This window comes from Sphingomonas sp. ERG5, assembly GCF_000803065.1.
GTDB lineage: Bacteria > Pseudomonadota > Alphaproteobacteria > Sphingomonadales > Sphingomonadaceae > Sphingomonas.
In genome coordinates this window covers 29,105-50,345 of record NZ_JSXI01000018.1, presented here as the reverse complement: position 1 = coordinate 50,345, position 21,241 = coordinate 29,105, and the positions used below count along the sequence as shown (strand labels likewise).

Sequence of the window (21,241 nt, the reverse complement as noted above, 5' to 3'; positions counted from 1 at the left end):
TCCAAGACCCTCGCTCGCCCTGAGCCTTTGGGCTCGGGTTCGGGCAGGCGGTTCCGCCCTTCTCAACCTTTGGAAAAAGGGCGAGACGGCGCTTCGCGAGGCACAGCCGAAACGCTGGTGGGCGGCGCTGACCAGCAAGAAGGGCCTGACCCTGACCGGCATGGCGGCCGTGATCGGTCTGGTCGCCGCCGCCGATTATGCGACTCAGCCGCCGCCTTTGCCTGGCTATCGGCAAGTCCGCGCCGCCTGGCACCCGTCCGAGGCGTGGCTTTATGACCGGGATGGCACGCTGATCGATTCCGCCCGGGTCGATTTCGCCGCGCGCCGTCTCGCCTGGACGCCGCTCGACCGGGTTTCGCCGGTCACGCGCGACACGTTGATCGCTGCCGAGGATCGGCGCTTCTACAGTCATGGCGGCGTCGACAGTCTCGCCCTGGTCGGCGCGCTGCGCGACCGCCTGCGCGGCAAGCGCCATCGCGGCGCAAGCACCATCTCGATGCAGGTTGCCGGGTTCCTCGCACCCGACCTTGCCAATCCCGGGTCGCGCGGCGTGCTGGAAAAACTGCGCCAGATCCGCGCCGGCTGGGCGATCGACGGTGCCTGGAGCAAGGATCAGCTGCTCGAGGCCTATCTCAACCTCGCCGGGTTCCGCGGCGAAGCACAGGGAGTGGGTGCGGCGGCGCTTGGCCTGTTCGGCAAGACGCCCGAAACGCTCGCACGGGACGATGCGCTGCTGCTCGCCGCATTGTTGCCCAATCCGCAGGCCGATCCGCGTATCGTCGCACGCCGCGCCTGTGCGCTTTCGCGCGAAGCGGATTGCGCGCGCTTCCCCGGCGAAGCGGCTTCGATGCTTGGCCCGGCGCGCAGCCTCGCGCTCGATCCCGGCCTCGCCCCGCATCTCAGCCAGCGACTGCTGACCAAGCCGGGCCTGCGCGTGAAAACCACGCTCGATGCGCGGATTCAACGCATCGCGACGATCGCACTGCGCCGTCAGCTCCAGGGGCTGGGCGGCAGCCGCGCGCGCGACGGCGCGGTGGTGGTGGTCGATAATGCCAGCGGTGACGTGCTGGCTTATGTCGGCGGCATCGGGGGCGCCTCGACCGCGCCCGCCGTCGATGGCGCATCAAGCTATCGCCAGGCCGGATCGACCTTGAAGCCGTTCCTTTATGCCCAGGCGATCGAGAAAGGCTATCTTACTCCCGCGTCGATCCTCGACGATTCGCCTGTGCAGCTCGACACCGCATCGGGCCTGTATGTGCCGCAGAATTACGATCGCGGGTTCAAGGGGCCGGTGTCGGCGCGCAGCGCACTGGCGGGGTCGCTCAACGTGCCGGCGGTGCGCACTTTGTTGCTGGTCGGGGTCGACGCTTTTCGCGACCGGCTCTGGGATTCGGGCTATCGCGGCATGACCGAGGATGGCGACTATTATGGCTTCAGTCTCGCCCTCGGCTCGGCCGAAGTGACCTTGCTTGAACAGGCCGACGCCTATCGCGCGCTGGCCAATGGCGGGCGCTGGACTCCGCTTCGCCTCACCGCCGACGATCCAAGCCCCGCGCCGCGCGTGGTGACCACGCCTCAGGCCGCCTGGCTGGTGTCCGACATGATCGCCGACGCCAATGCCCGCGCCGGCACTTTCGGCCTCGACAGTGCGCTGCGTCTGCCCTTCTGGGCGGCGGTCAAGACCGGCACGTCAAAGGCGATGCGCGACAATTGGTGCATCGGCTTTTCCGACCGTTTCACCGTCGCGGTGTGGGTCGGCAATCTGGAGGGCGATCCGATGCGCGCGGTGTCCGGCACCAGCGGCGCGGCGCCGGTGTGGCGCGACCTGATGCTCGCGCTCCATGCCGATCGCCCCGGCGTGCGGCCGGCACGGCCGTCGGGCATCGAGGAGCGTGCGATCCGCTTTGCCAATGCGGTCGAACAACCGCGCCGCGAATATTTTCTCGCCGGCACGGCCCAGACGCACATCGCGGTCGCGCCCGAAGGCGCGCGCCGCCCGCGCATCGTCAATCCGGTATCGGGCAGTGTGTATGCGATCGACCCGGATATTCCGCCCGACCGGCAAAGGCTGGCGATCGGCGTGTCGGGCGAGGTTACCGCGCACCGCTTGCGGCTCGACAAGCGCGATCTCGGCGCGGCGGATTCGCATCCATTGGTGCTGGCGGGTCCGGGACAACACCGACTCAGCCTGATCGATGTCGGCGGCCGGGTGGTCGATCAGATCATTTTCACGATCCGCTGACGGCTGGCGGAGTGAAGCGGGGTGCCGGCCCGCTCCCCGTCTGGTCACCCACAGGCTATGCTGAATGGGCGGCCTGGCGGCGGAGCGGACCGGCACCGGCTTGCTTACCAGTAGAAGTTGCGGATCACGTCGATTACGATCCCACGCCGCGTATCGACCAGGATCACGTCGTTATAGTGACGCACCCAGCGCTGGTAGCGGCCGGCAAGCGGCAAGCGATAGCGCCACGGATCGGCGATATAATAACGCGACCCGAAATAGCTCGGCGCGATGCGGATGCCGGGGCGGAACGCGGTGTAGCGGAACGGCGCATTCCAGTTGCCACGGGCATAGATGCCGCGATTATGATCGCGATAACCGCGCCAGTCGTTGCGGCCCCAGGCGCGATTGCGGTCGCGGACATCCTCACGCAATTCCTGGCGCGCTTCGCGCACGTCGCGGCGTTGCTCGCGAATGTCATGGCGGTCGCCGTTGCGATAGGCGCGGTGCAATTCGCGCTGCTCCTGGCGGAGATCCTGGCGGTCGCGATTCACTTCGCGTTGCGACTGCGCGTTTGCGACACTGGGGGCGAGGATGGGAACGGCAGTCGCCACCATCAGCGCCGTGATGATCAGTTTACGCATGATTCTTACTCCATTGTTGGCCGACGGCGCGTGGAGGACACGCCGTCACGCGCGCTTTTTCGCAAGCGCGCGCTGAATGGAGCGGGAACCGGTCTGTCAGGAAATAGTAAGGTGGCAGTCCCGGATTTCGCTCTTCGGCGAGATCCGGCTGGCCCAATTCTTACGGCTGGTCGCGATCACCGCCGCCACCGGGCTGACCGCCGATCGCGCCGACGGTGCCGATATTGCCGAACAGTTCGTCGAACAGGCCGCGCTTGCGACCGAGCGTCGGCGTCTTTTCGCCCGAGGGTCTGATCGAGGCGATCTGATCCATACCGCCGCGGCTCACCCCGGTGACGGTGCCGTTCTGATCGAACATCACGCGCAGCGTGATCTGCGTCACAACCTTGGGGTTGTTGAAGGCGATGTTGCGCGTGTCGCGCGCGACATAATACCAGTCGCCCTGGTTGAACTGGCTGGTGAAGCTCGGCTTGCCCAGCGTCTGCAGCACTGACGTGCGATTATCGACGCCGGGCTGGACCGAATTCACCAGATCGGCATCGATGATATAGCCCTGATGCGAACGCAGCGGCGTGCAGGCCCCGGCGGCCAGGGTCGCGAGGCCGAGGGCGGCACCCAGTATCAATCGGCCCCTCATCAATTGGGCAGTGGTGGCGCTCATCAAACTCTCCCAGGGGGCACTACGCATACTCAGGTAAACGCGCATTGCATCGCGGACCGTTCGTCTCAATATGCCGAGCTTCGTGGCCAAACAAGGGCGCAGGGCCGTTTGAGGCAGTTTGGAGTCGAGATGGGGTTGATGGCCAAGATGTTCGGGGGGATATTCGGGGGCCGGTCCGAAAGCGCGCTGCCGCTCTATAATGCGGTGGTGACGCGAGCGCGCGCGCCGCATTGGTATCTGGACGGACAAGTGCCCGACACGGTCGATGGCCGTTTCGACATGGTCGCGGCGATCCTGTCGTTCGTCGTGTTGCGGCTCGAAAAGGACCCGGCGGGTGCCGCGACCAGTGCGCTGCTGACCGAACATTTCGTCTCCGACATGGACGGCCAGCTGCGTGAACTCGGCATTGGCGATGTCGTGGTCGGCAAACATATCGGCAAGATGATGAGCATGCTCGGCGGGCGAATCGGCGCCTATCGCGACGGGCTGGCGGCGGGCGACCTCCCGCCCGCGCTGCTGCGCAACCTGTATCGCGGCGTGGATCCGGGCGCCCCGGCGGTCGGTCATGCGCGCGATTCACTGGTCGCATTCGACGCCGCGCTCACCGCGCTGCCGCTGGATGCGGTGATGACGGGGCAATTGCCATGAGCGCGCCCGAATTTTCCCGCCCGGAACGGATCGACACCTTCGGCACCGGCGAACGCACCGTGTCGATCGCCGCCAATGAAGCCGAACGCGCGGCGATCGCGGCGCGCTTCGGGCTGCTTGCGGTCGACCGGCTCGAGGGGGAATTCAAGGTGCGCAGCGAGGCCGCCGGCATCGTCGCGCGCGGCCATGTCTCGGCGGCGGTGGTGCAGGCCTGTTCGGTCACCGACGATCCGATTCCGGCCAAGGTCGAGGAGGATGTCGCCCTGCGCTTCATCGCCGATGACGCGGTGGATGAGGAGGAGATCGAGCTGTCGGAGGATGCGCTCGACACCATGTTCTATGCCGGGTCGGCGATCGATCTCGGCGAAGCGGCGGCGGAAACCATGGCGCTGGCGCTCGATCCCTTCCCGCGCGGACCCAATGCGGCGGCGGCGCTGCGTGCGGCGGGCGTGATCAGCGAGGACGAACTGAAGCCGCTCGGTGCGTTGGCGGGACTGAAGGGGCTGCTCGACCAGAAAAAGGACTGACCGGCGATTCAATGCCGTGTCCGATCGTGAAACGATCGTGCCGGGCGACGCCTGAACCGGGCGTCGTCGCGGCTCTTTGACATGACCAGAGTATCAACCCGCCCGGAACCACGCTGTTCCGGCTGAAAATGCCGCTGTTATCATGCTGTTTCGATGCTGTTATTGAATAACAGCATATTGGCTCATAACCCGTTGAAAAGAATGAGCGAATTCGGCGCGAAAATCCAACTTAACAGCATGGAAAAATGTGCGAGCGAATAACAGCACGAACAGCATCGCGGATCGGTCGCGACTCGGGGCTTCAATCTTCGTCGGGACCCAGCGCCGGATCCAGGTCGCGGGGCCGGATGAATCGGGCAAGCCGCGCCGTCCCCGCCGCCACATCGGTCCAGTTGCCCGATTCGAAGCGCAGCTCGGCCAGGGTCGCGGTGGGATATTTCTGCTCGACCGCGTCGCGCAGCGGTTCGGCCAGCGTATCGGGCACGAGCAGCAGCACCAGGTCCTCGAGCCCCGGATTATGCCCGGCGAACAGCACATGATCGACCGTGTCGGGCAGGTCGTGGATCACGTCGAGCAGAGTCACCGCGGAGGCCAGGTAGATGCGCCGGTCCCAGGCCGGGGCGAGCGCCTCGCCATAGCCGATCGCCACCTCGTCGAGCGTCTCGGCCACGCGAACGGCCGGCGAGGCGATGACATGGTCGAAGCTCAGGCCAAGCGCCTTCATATGCCGCCCGACCATGATCGCGGCGCGTTTGCCCTTGCCGTTCAGGGGGCGGTCGAAATCGCGGGCGACAGGATCGTCCCAGCCCGATTTGGCGTGGCGGAGCAGCGTCAGTGTCTTCATGGCGCCGGTCGCGTCTCCAAACTCACGTCTTCGCCGGCCTCATGCCCCGTTTCGATGACGGAAGGAAGACGCGCCACGCGCGCCACCGCTTCGTCGAGGGTGACGCGGGTGATCGGCACGCCGGGCGGAAAGGCGGCGAGCAGGCGCGACGGCATTGCCGCGGACAGCAGCACGAACGCGCCATGATCATCGGCACGGCGGATCAGCCGCCCGAACGCCTGCGCCAGCCGCGCCCGCACGATGCGGTCGTCATAAGCGCTGCCGCCCCCGGCCAGCCGCCGCGCGGCGTGCAGCACGGTCGGCTTGGGCCAGGGCACGCCCTCCATCACCACCAGCCGCAGCGAGCGGCCCGGCACATCGACGCCGTCACGCAGCGCATCGGTGCCGAGCAATGAAGCGGACGCATCGTCGCGGAAAATATCGACCAGGGTGCCGGTGTCGATCGGATCGACATGCTGGGCGAGCAAGGACAGCCCATCACGCGCCAGCCGGTCGGCGATTCGCGCATGGACGGCGCGCAGCCGCCGGATCGCGGTGAACAGGCCCAGTGTCCCGCCGCCCGCCGCCGACATCAGCCGCGCATAGGCATTGGCCAGCGCGCCGGTGTCGCCGCGCTTCACATCGGTGACGATCAGCACTTCGGCCTGGCTGGCATAATCGAATGGGCTGACCGCTTCGAACCGCGCGGCGGGTTTGATCAGATGGTGTGCGCCGGTGCGGGCTTCGGCGACCTCCCAGTCGCCCCCGCCGCGCAAGGTCGCCGAGGTGACCAATGCGCCATGCGCCTGTTTCAAGACGGTTTCGGCAAAGGGTTTGCTCGGGTCGAGCCAGTGACGATGCAGCCCGACATCATAATCGCGCCCCTCGATCCGGTCGACCGCGAGCCAGTCGACGAAATCGGGGCTCGCTGGCCCGCCGACCCGCGCCAGCAGCGACAGCCATGCCGCCACCGTCTCGGCGCGCCAGCCAAGCGATGCGACCGCGCCCTCGACGCGCGCGCGCGCCTGCCCGTCGAGCCAGTCGGGTGCTTCGGCCAGCACCGCTTCGAGCCGCCGGCCCAGCGCGACCAGCGGACGAACCAGTGCGTCGAGCGCATGCGCGGCGGGGCCCGCGGCCTCGATCAGCGCGGCATCGGGTTCGGCCAGTTCGGTCTCCAGCCCATAACCGGCATCGCCTTCGGTTTCGGCGCGCGCATAGGTCAGGCCGCGTACCGCTGCGAGCAAGGTCTCGATCGGTCCGAACGGCGCGCCTTCGCCCAGCCGTTGCAGCCAGCCTTCGCCGGCCAGCCCCTGCGCGGCCGTCACCGCATCGCTGATCGCGCGTGCGCCCTGTTCGTCATAGCTGGCGACATCCGACAGCCGCGCGGCCAGTCCGCGCCGCCGCCCGCGCGACCCCGATTCGGGGCCAAGCACCCAGCGGCGCAGTTCGATCGTCTCTTGCCCAGTCAGCGCGGTCGAGAACATCGCATCGGCGGCATCGAAGATATGATGCCCCTCGTCAAAGACATAGCGGGTCGGGCGGCTGGTCAGTTCGCGGCCGCGCGCGGCGTTGACCATCACCAGCGCATGGTTGGCGATGACGATGTCGGCCTCGGCGCTGTTGCGCGCGGCGCGCTCGATAAAGCATTTCCGGTAATGCGGGCAGCCGGCATAGACGCACTCGCCGCGCCGGTCGGTGAGCGCGGTCGGGCCGTTGCGCCGGAACAGCGTCGGCAGCCAGCCGGGCAAATCGCCGCCGACCATATCGCCATCGGCGCTATACCCGGCCCAGCGCGCGACCAGCTGCGCCAGCACCGCCGCCCGTCCCGCGAACCCGCCCTGCAGCGCATCCTCCAGGTTGAGCAGGCAGACATAATTCTCCCGCCCCTTGCGCGTCACGACCTTGGCCTTGCGGATTTCGGCCTGCGGATAGAGCCGCACCGTCTCATGCGCCAATTGCCGCTGCAGCGCCTTGGTGAAGGTCGATACCCACACCGCGCCGCCGGCCTGTTCCGCCCAGAGCGAGGCGGGCGCGAGATAGCCAAGCGTCTTGCCGATCCCGGTGCCCGCTTCAGCCAGCACCATGTTGGGCGCATCGCGCACCATGCGTGGGTTGAACGCTTCGATCGCCGCTTCGGCATAGGCGCGCTGCCCCGGGCGCTGCTCGGCGGCGCTGCCGGTCAGGTGAGTCAGCCGCGCCTGCGTCTCGACCGGGTCGATCGAAACGGTGCGCGGCGCGGGGCGCGGCGCGTTTTCGGACCATTCGGGCAAGCGCGAGAACAGCCAGCGTTCATGCGCCTCGGGCATCACGACATGCTCGGCGACCAGGGGCGCCCAGGGCCAGCGCAGCCGGGCCAGCGACTGCGCGCTGGTCCAGGCGCCTTCGCGTTCGGGCCAGTCGCCCTTGGGGATCGCCAGCAAGGCATGGGTCGCGCGCAGCAGGAACCCCGCCATCTCGTCATCGCGCGTCGGCAGCGCGATCCCGGTGACGCGCGCCAGGCCGCGCGGCGTCGGCACCATGAAGCGCGCCGGACAGAGAAAGGCGAACAGTTCGAGCAGATCGAGCCCCGACAAATCGGCATAGCCGAGTCGCTGTCCGGCGAGCACGGCGTTGAGCACGATGACTGGCGTATCGGCGGCGATGCGGATCGCTTCGCCGCGCCCGACCTGACGCGTGCCATCGGTCGTGGCGATCCAGATGCCGCTATGGCTTGCGTGGAGGGCGGGATAGGGCAAAGACGCGGCCATTCGCGTACCGTAGTGGCGCGACCGGAACGAAAGGGCAACAGCAAGTGAGTGAATTGCGCACCGCCGCCATGGAATCCAAGGCCTGGCCTTATGAAGAGGCGCGCAAGCTGCTCAAACGCTATCCTGACGGCAAACCGGTCGGCCCGGTGCTGTTCGAAACCGGCTATGGTCCCTCAGGGCTCCCGCATATCGGCACCTTCAACGAAGTGCTGCGCACGACCATGGTGCGCAACGCCTTTCATGCCCTGTCCGACACGCCGACCCGGCTGATCGCCTTTTCCGACGATATGGACGGCTTGCGCAAGGTGCCCGACAATGTCCCGAACAAGGCGATGCTGACCGAATATCTCGGCAAGCCGCTGACGCGCATCCCCGACCCGTTCGGCACGCATGAAAGCTTCGCCGCGCACAACAATGCGATGCTGTGCGATTTCCTCGACCGCTACGGCTTCGATTATGATTTCGCGTCGTCGACCGACTATTACACCAGCGGCCGCTTCGACGACGCGCTGAAATCGGTGTTGCGCCATTTCCAGGCAATCCTCGGCGTGATGCTGCCGACGCTGCGCGCCGATCGCCAGGCGACCTATTCGCCAGTGCTGCCGATCAGCCCGAAGAGCGGCATCGTGCTGCAGGTGCCGGTCGAGGTGGTCGATGCCGAAACGGGCATGATCGCCTTCATCGATGAGGGCGAGCGGATCGAGCAGTCGATCCTGGGTGGCCAGGCCAAGCTGCAATGGAAGGTCGACTGGGCGATGCGCTGGGTCGCGCTTGGCGTCGATTATGAAATGGCCGGCAAGGACCTGATCGATTCGGTCGTGCAATCATCGAAGATCACGCGTGTGCTCGGCGGCCGCCCGCCCGAGGGCTTCAACTATGAGATGTTCCTCGACGAAAAGGGCGAGAAGATCTCCAAGTCCAAGGGCAATGGACTGAGCCTTGACGAATGGCTGACCTATGGCCCGGAGGAAAGCCTCGCCTTCTACATTTATCGCGAGCCGAAAAAGGCCAAGTCGCTGCACATGGGCGTGATCCCGCGCGCGGTCGACGATTACTGGCAGTTCCGCGGCAATTATGCCGGGCAGGAACTGAAGGAGCGGCTCGGCAATCCGGTGCACCACATCCATGACGGCAAATTGCCCGAGGGTGAGCTGCCGGTGACCTTCGGGCTGCTGCTCAACCTGGTCAGCGTGATGGGCGACGCAACCAAGGAGCAGGTCTGGGGCTATCTCGGCAACTATGTGAAGGATGCCGATGCGGCGCGTTATCCCGAGCTCGACCGGCTGATCGACCGCGCGCTCGCTTATGGCCGCGACTTCGTCACCCCGACGCTCAAGCGCCGCAAGCCCGCGGGTGTGGAGGTTGCCGCACTCGAACGGCTCGATGCCGAACTGGCCGCGTTGCCTGAGGATGCCAGCGCCGAGGACATCCAGAACATCGTCTATGAAATCGGCAAGACCGGTGGGTTCGAGACCCTGCGCGACTGGTTCAAGGCGCTGTACGAAACCCTGCTCGGCGCCGAACAGGGCCCGCGCATGGGCAGCTTCATCGCGCTTTACGGTATTGCCAATACGCGCAAGCTGATCGGCGCGGCGCTGGCGGAATAGGGTCGGCGATTCGACAGGGCGGGCGAGAACATATAAGGAACATCATCGTCGCTACCGACTCGGAGATGATGATGTCTGGCCCCCCTGCGCACCGCCTTTTCTTCGCCATCCGCCCGCCGCTCACGCTGGCGCGCCAGATGACCAATGCGGCGCATTGGTTCGGCAATGACGGTCGCGTGCTGCGGCCGGAACATGTTCATGTCACGGTCGACATCCTCGATGATGTCGAGGATGTGGAGACGCTTGGGCGCCGCATGAGGAAGATCGGCGAAGAGGTGGCGCACGGTATGTTTCGGGCGTGCTTCGATCTCGCCGTTGGCAGCCCGCGATCGATCGCGCTCCGGCCTCGTCGCCGTATCGGTGGGTTGCACGCGCTTCGCGAGCGTATCGTCCGTCGCCGACAGGCTGCGGGAATCGCTGAACGGCGCGGCTATCGCTTCAGCCCGCATACCACACTCGGCTATTGGCAGGGTCAACCGTTCAGTGAACGGATCGCGCCGGTCGAATGGGAGGTGCGCGAATTCGTGCTGATCCACAGCCATCTCGGCCAGACTCGGCACGAGATTATCGGCCGTTGGGCGCTCAGGGATGCGGGTGAGTCTGGCGACAGCGATGAGGATCAACTGAAGCTGCTGTGATTGCCATGTCGGGCGCGGCGGCTAGGGTGGCGTATGGCCGTTCCTCATAAACACTCCGCGTTGCGCGCCTTTCTCGCTGACGAGGCGGCGGGCGGCATCGTGCTGATTGCCGCCGCCGTGCTGGCGATGATCGCCGCCAATTCGGCCTGGGCCGCGGCCTATGCCGGGTTCCTGCATCTTGAAACCGGCCCGGTCCTCGCGCCCGCTTTGGGGCCGATGACGGTGCATATGTGGATCAATGACGGGTTGATGGCGCTGTTCTTCCTGCTCGTCGGGCTGGAGATCAAGCGCGAGCTGATCGATGGGCAATTGGCCAATCCCGCGCGGCGCCGCTTGCCGATCGTCGCGGCGGCGGCGGGCATGATCGTCCCGGCCCTGATCTATCTCGCGATCACCTGGGGCGATGCGGCGTTGCGTCCCGGCTGGGCGATCCCGGCGGCGACCGACATCGCCTTTGCCATCGGGGTGATGGCGCTGCTCGGCCCGCGCGTGCCGCCGGCGCTGAAACTGTTCCTGACCACGGTTGCGATCGTCGACGATATGGGCGCGGTCGCGATCATCGCGGTCGCCTATAGCCAGGGGCTCGATCTCGGCGCGCTGGCGGCGGCGGCCGGGGTGCTGGCGATCATGGCGGCGATGAGCCGGCATGGCGTGCGCTCGCTTGTCCCTTACCTGATTGCGGCGGTGCTGTTGTGGTGGCTGGTGCTGCTGTCGGGGGTGCACGCGACCGTCGCGGGCGTCCTCGCCGCCGCCTTCATTCCGATCACCGCCACGCCGGGCGCGCCCGATGCCGAGCAGTCGCCGCTCCACCGGCTCGAACATGGACTCAGCCCCTGGGTCGCCTTCCTCATCGTGCCTTTGTTCGGCTTCGCCAATGCCGGGGTCGCGCTGGGCGGCATGTCGGCCTCGGTGCTGGTCGAGCCGCTGGTGATCGGCGTGGCGGCGGGACTGTTCCTCGGCAAGCAGGCCGGCATCATCGGCGGCATCGCACTGGCCGAGAAGTTCCGGATCGCACAACGGCCCAAGGGCGCGAGCTGGACGCAGCTTTACGGCGTCGCGCTGCTTGCCGGCATCGGCTTCACCATGAGCCTGTTCATCGGCGGCCTGGCTTTCCCGGGAGAGGCGGTGCTGATCGACAAGGTCAAGATCGGCGTGCTGGCGGGATCGATCCTGTCGGCGCTTGCCGGGTTCCTGGTGCTGCGTTTCGCCAGGCCGACGCATGACATGACCGGGGAGATTTGATGCGCAGCTTCTTCGATCCACGCCAGCTTGCCCATGCGCCGCGGCAGGAACTGCATAATGGCGGCTTCATCGATTATTCCGAAACCCCGGCACGGGCGGAAGCCATGTTTGCCGCCTTGCCCGGTATCGAACGGCCCGCGGATCACGGCGAATCGCCGATCCTCGCGGTGCACGATGCCGGCTATGTCGCGTTCCTCAGGACCGGCCCGGCACGTTGGGCGGCGGCGGGGCGGCCGGGCGATGTGATGGGCTATATCTGGCCGATCGTTGGCCGGCGTCCGTTGAAGCTCGACCGGATCGATGCACTGGCGGGGCAATACAGTCTCGACGCCTCCACTCCGCTGACCGCCGACACCTGGGACGCCGCTTATTGGAGCGCGCAAAGCGTGTTGTCGGCAACGCAAGCCGTGCTTGGCGGCGACCGTGCGGCCTTTGCGCTGTGTCGTCCGCCCGGCCATCATGCCGGCGCGGATTATCTTGGCGGCTATTGCTACCTCAACACCGCCGCGATCGCTGCCCAGGCCGCACGCGATGCGGGGGCGAAGCGCGTCGCGATCCTCGACATCGATTATCACCACGGCAACGGCACGCAGGATATCTTCTGGACGCGCGGCGACGTCTTCTACGCCTCGATCCATGCCGACCCGGCGACCGATTATCCATTCTTCTGGGGCCATGCCGATGAAGTCGGCGAAGGCGAAGGATCGGGCACGACGCTCAACCTGCCGCTGCTACAGGGTGCGACGCTCGACGCGTTTCGCGCTGCCCAGGCGACGGCGCTCGACGCGATCGCGGGGTTCGGCCCCGAGCTGCTGATCCTGAGCTTCGGCGCCGATACCTGGGACGGCGACCCGATTTCCGACTTCAAGCTCGCCACCGCCGACTATGCGACACTGGCGCACGACATCGCCGCGCGCGGCTGGCCAACGGTCATCGCGATGGAGGGCGGCTATGCGGTCGATGCGCTGGGCGCCAATGTGACAAGCCTGTTGAGCGGTTTCGACCTGAGTTGATGATGTTCGAACAGCCTGTATATCGAATAGGACTAACGCCTAACGCCCGGTAAAGCGGCCTGGCCGCCGTTCCGCGACCGAGCGGACGCCCTCGTCGAAATCCTCGGTATCGCGCAGTTCGGCCTGGCGTATCGCCTCGATCGCGGTCGCGTCGCGGATCGCCGTAACCAGCCCGGCGCGCAGCGTCGCGCGCGTCGATTGCACGGCGAGCGGTGCGTTCTCGGCGATCTCGCGCGCCAGGGCGCTGGCGGCATCGTCCAGGCCGTCGAGCTCGACCAACTGGTCGACCAGACCCCAATCGCGCGCGGTCTCGCCGGCAATGCGCCGTCCGGTCAGCAGCATCAACGCCGCACGCTGATCGCCGATCAGCCGGGGCAGGCTATGCGTGATGCCGAAACCGGGATGAAAGCCGAGCTTGACGAAATTGGCCACAAAGCGGGCTTCCGGCGCGGCGATGCGGAAATCGGCGACCAAAGCGAGGCCAAGTCCCGCACCCACCGCCGCCCCCTGCACCGCCGCGACGATCGGCTTGCGCGCGCCGAAGAGGCGCGCGGCCTGAGCGTAGAGCGCGTGAGTGAAATCCTCGCGCACGCCATCGGCGCCCCCCGTCCCCGGCGTCAGGTCGGCCCCGGCGCAGAATGCGCGGCCCTCGGATCGCAGGACGCTCGCACGGCAGCCGGGATCGGCATCGATCGCGTCGAACGCATCGGCCAGTGCGCGAACCAGATCGATGCTGACGAAATTATGCGGCGGCCGGTGGAAGGTGACGATCGCGATATCACCGTCGCGCTCGATCGATATGGTGTGGTCGGCAGCGGTCATCTCAGCGTTTCATTCCGAACAAATTGCGGGCCACGACCCATTGGTGGACTTCGGTCGGCCCGTCATAGATGCGCATCATGCGCAGCTTCGACGCCATCAGGTGCAGCGGCAATTCCCGCGTCATGCCCATTGCCCCGAACGCCTGCATGACATGGTCGACCACCTCATAGGCCATTTCGGTGGCATAGGCCTTGATCATCGAGATTTCCTGCCGGACATCGCGGCCCTGATCGATCTTCCAGGCGCAGTCATAGGTCATCAGCCGCGCGGCATGGATGCGCGTCGCGGCGTCGGCGGCCCAGAACTGGATCGCCTGGCGCTGCGACAGCGGCTGGCCGAAGGTCGTGCGCTGCGGGGCATAGTCGACCAGCATGTCGAGCGCGCGCTGCGCCATGCCGATCGACCAGGCGGCCATTTCGACCCGCCGCGTGCCGAGCCGGACCTGCATCGGGGCAAAGCCGTCGCCTTCCTGTCCGAGCAGTTTCCAGCCAGGCACGCGGCAGTTCTCCAGCGCCAGCTCATAGGTCGCTTCGCCGCCGAGCATGGCGATGCGGCGCAGCACGTTGAAACCGGGCGTAGCGCGATCGACCAGAAAGGCGGAGATGCCATTGCGTGCGCCCTCGCGCTTCTCGGTCACGGCCATGACGATGGTGAAATCGGCCTCATCGGCGCGCGTGATCCAGATCTTGCGGCCGTTCAGCACCCAGTCGTCGCCGTCGCGCACCGCGCGCGTGGTCATGCCCGACGGATCCGAGCCGGCGCCGGGTTCCGAAATGCCGATCGCGGAGATCGTCTCGCCGCGCACATAGGGCATGAGATACGCGTCGCGCTGGCGCTCGGTGACGGTCGCGGTCAGCATGCGCAGATTGGGTGAATCCGGCGGCAGGATATAGGGCGTGATGGTGCGCCCCAGTTCCTCATTGACCCCGACCATCGCCACCTGCGGCAAATCCATCCCGCCGATATCGGCCGGTGCATCCAGGCCCCATAATCCCATGTCGCGCGACACGGCGTCGATGCGCGCGCGATCTTCGGCGGCGAGGTCCTTGGGCTGGCCGGCGGCCTCGCGCGCCAGCACGCCCGCCTCATGCGGCAGCAATTCGGTATCGACGAAACGCCGCACCAGCTCCTTGAGCATCCGGTGTTCGTCATCGAGTTCGAAATGCATCGCTATCGTCCTGCCCAGACCGGGAGAGTGATCGGCGCCGAGCCGGCGGCGGCGTGATCGTCGTACCCGGCGGGAGTCTGCGTGACCAGACCAGCGGTCGCGATGAAATCCAAACTGACGCGGAACGGTAATGTTCGCGTCACGACCATGCTGCACCCGCGAAGGCGTTTTGTACTTCAATTGGGGCTTATTCATGCGCATCACATCTACACTCGCCTTTCTGCTCGCCTCGGTCGCGGCGCTGCCCGCCATGGCACAGGTGCAGGAAACACCCCCTGAGATTGACGAGAACGACATCGTCGTGACCGCGCAGAAGCGCAGCGAGAAGGGAGTCGATGTGCCGATCACGCTGAGCGCGGTGACCGGCGAGCGGATGAAACAGCTCGGCGTTTCCGATCTCGACGAACTGGCTTTCTTCGTCCCCGGGCTCAACATCCAGGAGCAGAGCGCGAATAATCCCGGCATCGTCATTCGCGGCATCACATCGGATTCGGGCTCGGCGCAGCAGGCGGCGCGCGTCACGCTTTATTATAACGGCGTCGACATCTCGCGCTCGCGCGGCTCGTACCAGGACATTTACGATGTCGAGCGGATCGAAGTGATCAAGGGGCCGCAGGCGACTCTGTTCGGTACCGCTTCGGCGGTCGGTGCGATCAGCATCATCTCGGCGCGTCCGAAAGAGGGGTTTTCGGGCGAACTGACCGGCGGGATCGGCAATTTCGACCAGCGCCTGCTTGCCGGCCACATCAATCTCGGGTCGGACAAGATCGCCGGCCGCATCGCGTTCGCGTTCAAGAAGCGCGACGGCTATGTGAACAATCTCGCCCCCAATCAGGATGATCTCAACGGCCAGAACCAGCTTGGCGTGCGCGGATCGCTGCGCTTCACGCCGACCGAGGATGTCACCGCCGACCTGATCCTGACCTATGACCGGCAGCGCAATCCCGGCACTGCGTTCGTCTCGCGTGCTCTGCCCACCTCATCGGGTCCGGGCAATCCGTTCGGCGATGCCTATCTCGGTGGATCGCCGCTCTCGCGCCAGGCGCTCGGCGCGGCGAAGCTTGGACTGAAGCGCGATGTCTATGACGCCAATCTGACGCTCAGCTACAATTTTGCCGACGACTGGTCGGTGACCATGGTCAATGCCTATCGCAAATTCGATTCGCTTGAAGTGTTCGACGCCGATGGCTCGGCCGCCTGGTATCTCGAATTCGCCGAAGGCGCCAAGGGCGACCAGTTCAACCATGAAACGCGTTTCGCTTATACCGGTGACCGGTTCCGTGGCTCGTTCGGCTTCAACTTCTTCCATGAAAACAGCCTGCAGAACGTGCCTTTCTCCGCCGATGAGCGGGTATTTCTGACATGTGCCCAAACCACTCCCGCGACTCGGTCGCGCTGCGTTGCCGCCAATGGTACCGTCCCGGCGGCGGCGGGGACGCCGGTGCCCTACAGCTCGGTGTTCCAGAATTCTGGCATCAACGACAGCTATTCGGTGTTTGCCGACGGCACGTTCACCCCGACCCCGCGGCTCGAACTGACCGCCGGCGTGCGGCTGCTGATCGAACAGCGCCAGTCGGGCTTTTTCGCACGCGTCCCGCGTTCAGTGATCACCGGCGGCGCGTCGCTCATTCCGGGCCAGGTCGATACCGGCGGCAAGACCTTCCGCGCCGAAGACAGTTTTGCGGCCGTCCTGCCACGCTTCAACGCTTTGTACCGCCTGTCGGACAAGGTGAACGCTTATGCCACGGTGTCGAAAGGCCGCCGCTCGGCGACCGTGCAACTCGGCGCGGCGTCAACGGCGACGGGGCCGATTGCCGCGTTCACGCCGGTCGCGGCGGAGATCGTCTGGAATTACGAGGTTGGGCTGAAGGGATCGGCGGGCATCGTCTCGGGCTCGATCGGCGCCTATTACATGACCTATGACAATTTTCAGGTCAGCGTGAACGACGGCGCCCGGACCATCACCAAGAGTGCGGGAACTGCCACCAACAAGGGCATCGAAGCGGAAATCACCATTCGCCCGGTCAAATGGTTCAGTGCCTTCGCCAATATCGGCTATATCGATGGCGGTATCGACCGCAAGGCGACCACGGCGCCCGGATTCAGCGGTGCGAAATTCCGCCTCCAGCCTGACGTTCAGGCATCGGGCGGCATCACCATCGATACGCCGATCGGCCATGGCCTGCGCTTGTTCGCGACTCCGACGATCACCTATCGCAGCAGTATCTTCTTCGAAATCCCCAACACGCCTGCGGTCGAGCAGGGCCCGGTCACGCTGGTCAATGTGCGTGCCGGGATCGGCTTTGGCGGCGATGCCGCCGACCGGTTCGAACTGGTCGGCTTCGCCCGCAACCTGTTCAACAAGGATTATCTGCTCGATGCGGGCAACACGGGCGGCGCGTTCGGCATTCCCACCTACATCCCCGCCGAACCGCGCCTGTACGGGGTGCAATTGTCGGCGAAATTCTGATCGACGGATCATGGCCGTTCTCCTGCCCACCGGGGGAACGGCCAGGTGAGGCGGGTGAACGCATGGTATAGTCAAATCATCGATGATGGATAACTCATTCAAAAATCTCGCTCAATCTCCCCGGGGTCGGCTCGATTCAGTTATGTCCCCGCAAGTGTCATGTCCGGGTTTCCGGCGCGCGCCCTCCGCGTCGGGTTAAGCCTCGTTCGGCAAACCATTTGAATCGAGCAAAGCCCGAGCCTGACATGACCAGATCACCGCCATTTCCCGTTATTCCCGCAGCGCAGCGGAAAAACTCCCGTGCGGATCCATCAAAATTCCCGCAGCTTTTCCCGCAGATTCCCGCAGAACGCTCAAAAAGGCATTTTCCCGCAGCACCTCCCGCAGCTGCGGGAAAATCGGCGCTACGGCGCGGCATCGCCGCCGCGGAGTCCGAGCCATTCGAGCTCACCGGGCAGGTCGTTCGCGGCAAAGTCGATTTGCAGCACGCGGCGTCGTGCCGGTCGGGCTGCCGCCGCCGACGCATGCAGGATCAGCGTCGCGTACAGCCACACATCACCCCGCTCGGCCAGGCACGCAATCGTGCCGCACCGTGCCGCCACGCGGTCGATCTCCGCTTCCGCGATTCGGCCCAGCTGATGCGACCCTGGCGCGATCAGCAGTGGCGCATTGTCCGCCGGCACATCGTCGAGATGCACGCGCATCGTCACCATGCCGGCGAGAAGATCGGCCGGTGGCGCGACATGGATCATCCCGGCCTTGATCGTCCATGGCCCGAACCCCGGCGTTTCATGCCGCTCGCGCACGACGATCGTGCGATCCTGATGCCAGCCCAGCGCCCAGTTGGCCGCTTCCGTCTTGTCGAACAGGATCGCACGTACCGGCCGGCATCCGTTGCCGAGTTCCTGGGCGGCGAGCGCGCCGAGCGGCCCGTCCTTCGTCACCAGCGGTGTGAGCGCTGCGATCCCCCGCAACCTGATCCCCGCACGGTCCCGTGGCTGGCGATTCGCCAGATCGTCGAGCACGCCCAGAATCGAAAGGGCGGCGCGACTCAGTCGCACCGCCCCATTTTGTTCGAGCGTCGAATCCAAGGATCAGAGCTTTTCGGTCAGCTCCGGTACGATCTTGAACAGGTCGCCGACCAGGCCGATGTCCGCGACCTGGAAGATCGGTGCGTCCTCGTCCTTGTTGATCGCGATGATCGTCTTCGAATCCTTCATGCCCGCGAGATGCTGGATCGCGCCGGAAATGCCGATCGCGATATAGACTTCCGGGGCGACGATCTTGCCGGTCTGGCCGACCTGATAGTCGTTCGGGACATAACCAGCGTCGACCGCGGCACGCGACGCGCCGACACCCGCGCCAAGCTTGTCGGCGAGCGGTTCGATGATCGAATGGAAGTTTTCCGAATTCTGCAGCGCGCGGCCACCCGACACGATGATCTTCGCGCTGGTCAGTTCGGGACGCTCCGACTTGGCGATCTCGCTGCCGACATAGGTCGACAGGCCCTTCTCACCGGTCGATGCGACCGCCTCGATCGTGCCCGACCCACCCGAGGTCGCGGCCTTTTCAAACGCGGTGCCGCGTACCGAAATGACCTTCTTCGCGTCCTTGGTCTGCACCGTGGCGATCGCGTTGCCGGCATAGATCGGGCGCGTGAAAGTATCCTCGCTCTCGACCGACAGGATGTCGCTGATCTGCATCACGTCGAGCAGGGCGGCGACACGCGGCGCGATGTTCTTGCCGTTCGACGTGGCAGGCACGAGGAACGCGTCATGATCGCCCATCAGCGACACGACCAAAGGCGCGACATTCTCGGCCAGCGCATGGGCATAGGCCGCGTCATCGGCGACATGGACCTTGCCCACGCCGGCGATCTTGGCGGCTTCGGCGGCCACCGCATCGACGCCAGAACCGGCGACGAGCAGATGAACGTCGCCGAGCTTCGAGGCGGCGGTGACCACGGCCAGCGTGGCATCCTTGACGACCTTGCCGTCATGTTCGACCCAGACGAGCGTCTTCATTTCGCGACTCCCATCGCCTTGAGTTTAGCGACCAGTTCATCGACATCGGCGACCTTGACGCCGGCGGTGCGCTTGGCGGGCTCGACCACTTTCAGCGTGGTCAGGCGCGGAGAAACATCGACGCCATAATCGGCCGGGGTCTTCTGCGCGAGCGGCTTGGACTTGGCCTTCATGATGTTGGGCAGCGACGCATAGCGCGGCTCGTTGAGGCGCAGATCGGTGGTGATGATCGCAGGGAGTGAGAGCTTCTCGGTCTCCGACCCGCCATCGACTTCGCGCGTCACCGTGACGCTGTCCGATGCGAGCTCGACCTTCGACGCGAAGGTCGCCTGGCCGACGCCAAGCAGGCCGGCGAGCATCTGGCCGGTCTGGTTATTGTCGTCGTCGATCGCCTGCTTGCCGAGGATCACCAGGTCGGGCTTTTCTTCCTCGACGATCTTGGCGAGCAGCTTGGCCACGCCGAGCGGCTCGACCTTCTCTTCCGACACGATCAGGATCGCGCGGTCGGCGCCCATGGCGAGCGCGGTGCGCAGCGTTTCCTGCGCCTTTTGCTCGCCGATCGACACCACGACGATCTCGGTGACACCCTTGTCCTTCAGGCGGATCGCCTCTTCGACTGCGATCTCGTCGAACGGGTTCATGCTCATCTTGACGTTCGCCAGATCGACGCCCGTCCCGTCCGCTTTCACGCGGGGTTTCACATTGTAATCAAGCACGCGCTTGACCGGCACCAGCACCTTCATTGCAACTTCTCCGTCTTCCTGTTCCGTTCCTGGGGAGGAAAAGTCAGGCTGCAGCTTTGACTTCGGCGACGATCTTGCGCGCCGCGTCACCCAGATCATTGGCGGGAACGATCGCCAGGCCCGAGGTCGAGAGGATGCGCTTGCCTTCCTCGACATTGGTGCCTTCGAGGCGAACCACCAGCGGCACCGAAAGGTTCACTTCCTTCGCCGCCGCGACGATGCCGTCGGCGATGATGTCGCACTTCATGATGCCGCCGAAGATGTTGACCAATATGCCCTTCACCGCCGGATCGGCGAGAATGATCTTGAACGCTGCGGTCACCTTTTCCTTCGAAGCGCCGCCGCCGACGTCGAGGAAATTGGCCGGAAACATGCCGTTGAGCTTGATGATGTCCATCGTCGCCATGGCGAGGCCGGCGCCATTGACCATGCAGCCGATATCGCCGTCGAGCTTGATGTAAGCCAGGTCATACTTCGAGGCTTCGAGCTCGGCCGGATCCTCTTCGCTCTCGTCGCGCAGCGCCATCAGGTCGGGGTGACGGAACATCGCATTGCCGTCGAAGCCGACCTTGGCGTCGAGCACCAGCAACTGCCCGTCATCGGTGACGGCGAGCGGGTTGATTTCGATCTGCTCGGCATCGGTGCCGAGGAACGCGTCATACAGCTTGGAGGCGGTCGATGCGGCCTGCTTGGCAAGGTCGCCCTCAAGGCCCAGCGCATTGGCGACGGCGCGGCCGTGATGCGGCATGAAGCCGGTCGCCGGGTCGATGTCGAAGGTCTGGATCTTTTCCGGCGTGTCGTGCGCGACGGTCTCGATGTCCATGCCGCCTTCGGTCGACACGACCATCGAGATGCGGCCCGATGCGCGGTTGACCAGCAGCGCGAGGTAGAATTCCTTGGCGATGTCGACGCCGTCGGTGACGTACAGGCGATTGACCTGCTTGCCATGCTCGCCGGTCTGGATCGTCACCAGCGTGTTGCCGAGCATGTCGGTCGCCGCGGCACGAACCTCATCGGCGGTTTTCGCCAGGCGAACACCGCCCTTGGCGTCGGGGCCGAGTTCCTTGAACTTGCCCTTGCCGCGTCCACCGGCATGGATCTGTGCCTTTACGACATAAAGCGGTCCGGGCAGCTTGGCCGCAGCGGCGACCGCTTCGTCCACGGTGAGGGCGGCGAAACCGGCGGGAACCGGGACGCCGAACTTGGCGAGCAATTCCTTCGCCTGATATTCGTGGATGTTCAT

General features: G+C 65.5%; 18 protein-coding genes. 8 read left to right on the top strand and 10 right to left on the bottom strand.

The annotated features are described in order from the left end of the window. The first annotated feature begins 160 nt into the window (after nucleotides 1-160). A complete protein-coding gene (gene pbpC / locus OO12_RS05675) occupies nucleotides 161-2,242 on the top strand; it encodes a penicillin-binding protein 1C (RefSeq protein WP_052215620.1) in 2,082 nt (693 codons plus the stop codon). Between the two features lie 104 nt (nucleotides 2,243-2,346). On the opposite strand, the gene OO12_RS05670 is transcribed toward pbpC, so the two are convergent. Both OO12_RS05670 and OO12_RS05665 read right to left on the bottom strand, forming a co-directional pair. Next, nucleotides 2,347-2,865, bottom strand: a complete 519-nt coding sequence (locus OO12_RS05670; RefSeq protein ID WP_034157690.1) for an RcnB family protein — start codon at nucleotides 2,863-2,865, stop codon at nucleotides 2,347-2,349. Between the two features lie 160 nt (nucleotides 2,866-3,025). Then, entirely contained in the window at nucleotides 3,026-3,526 is a 501-nt protein-coding gene (locus OO12_RS05665; protein ID WP_082006365.1) for an outer membrane protein assembly factor BamE, read from the bottom strand. Nucleotides 3,527-3,664: 138 nt separating this feature from the next. Here OO12_RS05665 and OO12_RS05660 point away from each other — a divergent pair, with 138 nt between their 5' ends. Next, on the top strand, nucleotides 3,665-4,174 hold the full coding sequence (locus tag OO12_RS05660) for a ubiquinol-cytochrome C chaperone family protein (protein WP_034157960.1): 510 nt from the start codon (nucleotides 3,665-3,667) through the stop codon (nucleotides 4,172-4,174). Further along, nucleotides 4,171-4,701 (top strand): YceD family protein, encoded by a 531-nt coding sequence (locus OO12_RS05655; RefSeq protein WP_034157689.1) that lies wholly within the window; start codon nucleotides 4,171-4,173, stop codon nucleotides 4,699-4,701. Before OO12_RS05660 ends, OO12_RS05655 begins: the two co-directional genes overlap by 4 nt. Before the next feature lie 301 nt (nucleotides 4,702-5,002). Here OO12_RS05655 and OO12_RS05650 read toward each other — a convergent pair whose 3' ends face one another. Then, complete coding sequence (locus OO12_RS05650; protein ID WP_034157688.1) at nucleotides 5,003-5,545, bottom strand: SixA phosphatase family protein; 543 nt, start codon at nucleotides 5,543-5,545, stop codon at nucleotides 5,003-5,005. Beyond that, nucleotides 5,542-8,271 carry an ATP-dependent DNA helicase gene (locus tag OO12_RS05645; RefSeq protein WP_034157687.1) on the bottom strand — a complete coding sequence of 910 codons (2,730 nt, stop codon included), beginning with the start codon at nucleotides 8,269-8,271 and terminating at the stop codon, nucleotides 5,542-5,544. Before OO12_RS05645 ends, OO12_RS05650 begins: the two co-directional genes overlap by 4 nt. Nucleotides 8,272-8,315: 44 nt before the next feature. Here OO12_RS05645 and OO12_RS05640 point away from each other — a divergent pair, with 44 nt between their 5' ends. From OO12_RS05640 to OO12_RS05625, 4 genes are all read left to right on the top strand, one after another. After that, nucleotides 8,316-9,878, top strand: coding sequence for a lysine--tRNA ligase (locus tag OO12_RS05640; RefSeq protein ID WP_268747910.1), 1,563 nt, complete (start codon nucleotides 8,316-8,318; stop codon nucleotides 9,876-9,878). Between the two features lie 71 nt (nucleotides 9,879-9,949). Then, nucleotides 9,950-10,516 (top strand): 2'-5' RNA ligase family protein, encoded by a 567-nt coding sequence (locus OO12_RS26735; RefSeq protein ID WP_152616284.1) that lies wholly within the window; start codon nucleotides 9,950-9,952, stop codon nucleotides 10,514-10,516. A gap of 33 nt (nucleotides 10,517-10,549) precedes the next feature. Continuing rightward, entirely contained in the window at nucleotides 10,550-11,758 is a 1,209-nt protein-coding gene (gene nhaA / locus OO12_RS05630) for a Na+/H+ antiporter NhaA (protein WP_034157685.1), read from the top strand. Further along, complete coding sequence (locus OO12_RS05625; protein WP_034157684.1) at nucleotides 11,758-12,771, top strand: histone deacetylase family protein; 1,014 nt, start codon at nucleotides 11,758-11,760, stop codon at nucleotides 12,769-12,771. Before nhaA ends, OO12_RS05625 begins: the two co-directional genes overlap by 1 nt. Before the next feature lie 39 nt (nucleotides 12,772-12,810). Here OO12_RS05625 and OO12_RS05620 read toward each other — a convergent pair whose 3' ends face one another. Both OO12_RS05620 and OO12_RS05615 read right to left on the bottom strand, forming a co-directional pair. Further along, nucleotides 12,811-13,593, bottom strand: coding sequence for an enoyl-CoA hydratase/isomerase family protein (locus OO12_RS05620; RefSeq protein ID WP_034157683.1), 783 nt, complete (start codon nucleotides 13,591-13,593; stop codon nucleotides 12,811-12,813). Between the two features lies 1 nt (nucleotide 13,594). Beyond that, nucleotides 13,595-14,761 carry an acyl-CoA dehydrogenase family protein gene (locus OO12_RS05615; RefSeq protein ID WP_034157682.1) on the bottom strand — a complete coding sequence of 389 codons (1,167 nt, stop codon included), beginning with the start codon at nucleotides 14,759-14,761 and terminating at the stop codon, nucleotides 13,595-13,597. A gap of 193 nt (nucleotides 14,762-14,954) precedes the next feature. Between OO12_RS05615 and OO12_RS05610 the strand changes: the two genes are divergently transcribed. Beyond that, a complete protein-coding gene (locus OO12_RS05610; protein WP_034157681.1) occupies nucleotides 14,955-17,231 on the top strand; it encodes a TonB-dependent receptor in 2,277 nt (758 codons plus the stop codon). A 404-nt stretch (nucleotides 17,232-17,635) separates the two neighbouring features. Here OO12_RS05610 and OO12_RS05605 read toward each other — a convergent pair whose 3' ends face one another. Genes OO12_RS05605 through sucC form a run of 4 tightly spaced genes read right to left on the bottom strand, consistent with a single transcriptional unit; the run spans nucleotide 17,636 to nucleotide 21,241 of the window. Further along, complete coding sequence (locus OO12_RS05605; RefSeq protein ID WP_034157680.1) at nucleotides 17,636-18,322, bottom strand: phytanoyl-CoA dioxygenase family protein; 687 nt, start codon at nucleotides 18,320-18,322, stop codon at nucleotides 17,636-17,638. Nucleotides 18,323-18,325: 3 nt separating this feature from the next. Next, nucleotides 18,326-19,255: an electron transfer flavoprotein subunit alpha/FixB family protein gene (locus tag OO12_RS05600; RefSeq protein ID WP_034157679.1), complete on the bottom strand. Its 930-nt coding sequence runs from the start codon at nucleotides 19,253-19,255 to the stop codon at nucleotides 18,326-18,328. Continuing rightward, nucleotides 19,252-19,998 (bottom strand): electron transfer flavoprotein subunit beta/FixA family protein, encoded by a 747-nt coding sequence (locus OO12_RS05595; RefSeq protein ID WP_034157678.1) that lies wholly within the window; start codon nucleotides 19,996-19,998, stop codon nucleotides 19,252-19,254. Before OO12_RS05595 ends, OO12_RS05600 begins: the two co-directional genes overlap by 4 nt. 43 nt (nucleotides 19,999-20,041) lie before the next feature. Further along, a complete protein-coding gene (gene sucC, locus OO12_RS05590; RefSeq protein ID WP_034157677.1) occupies nucleotides 20,042-21,241 on the bottom strand; it encodes an ADP-forming succinate--CoA ligase subunit beta in 1,200 nt (399 codons plus the stop codon).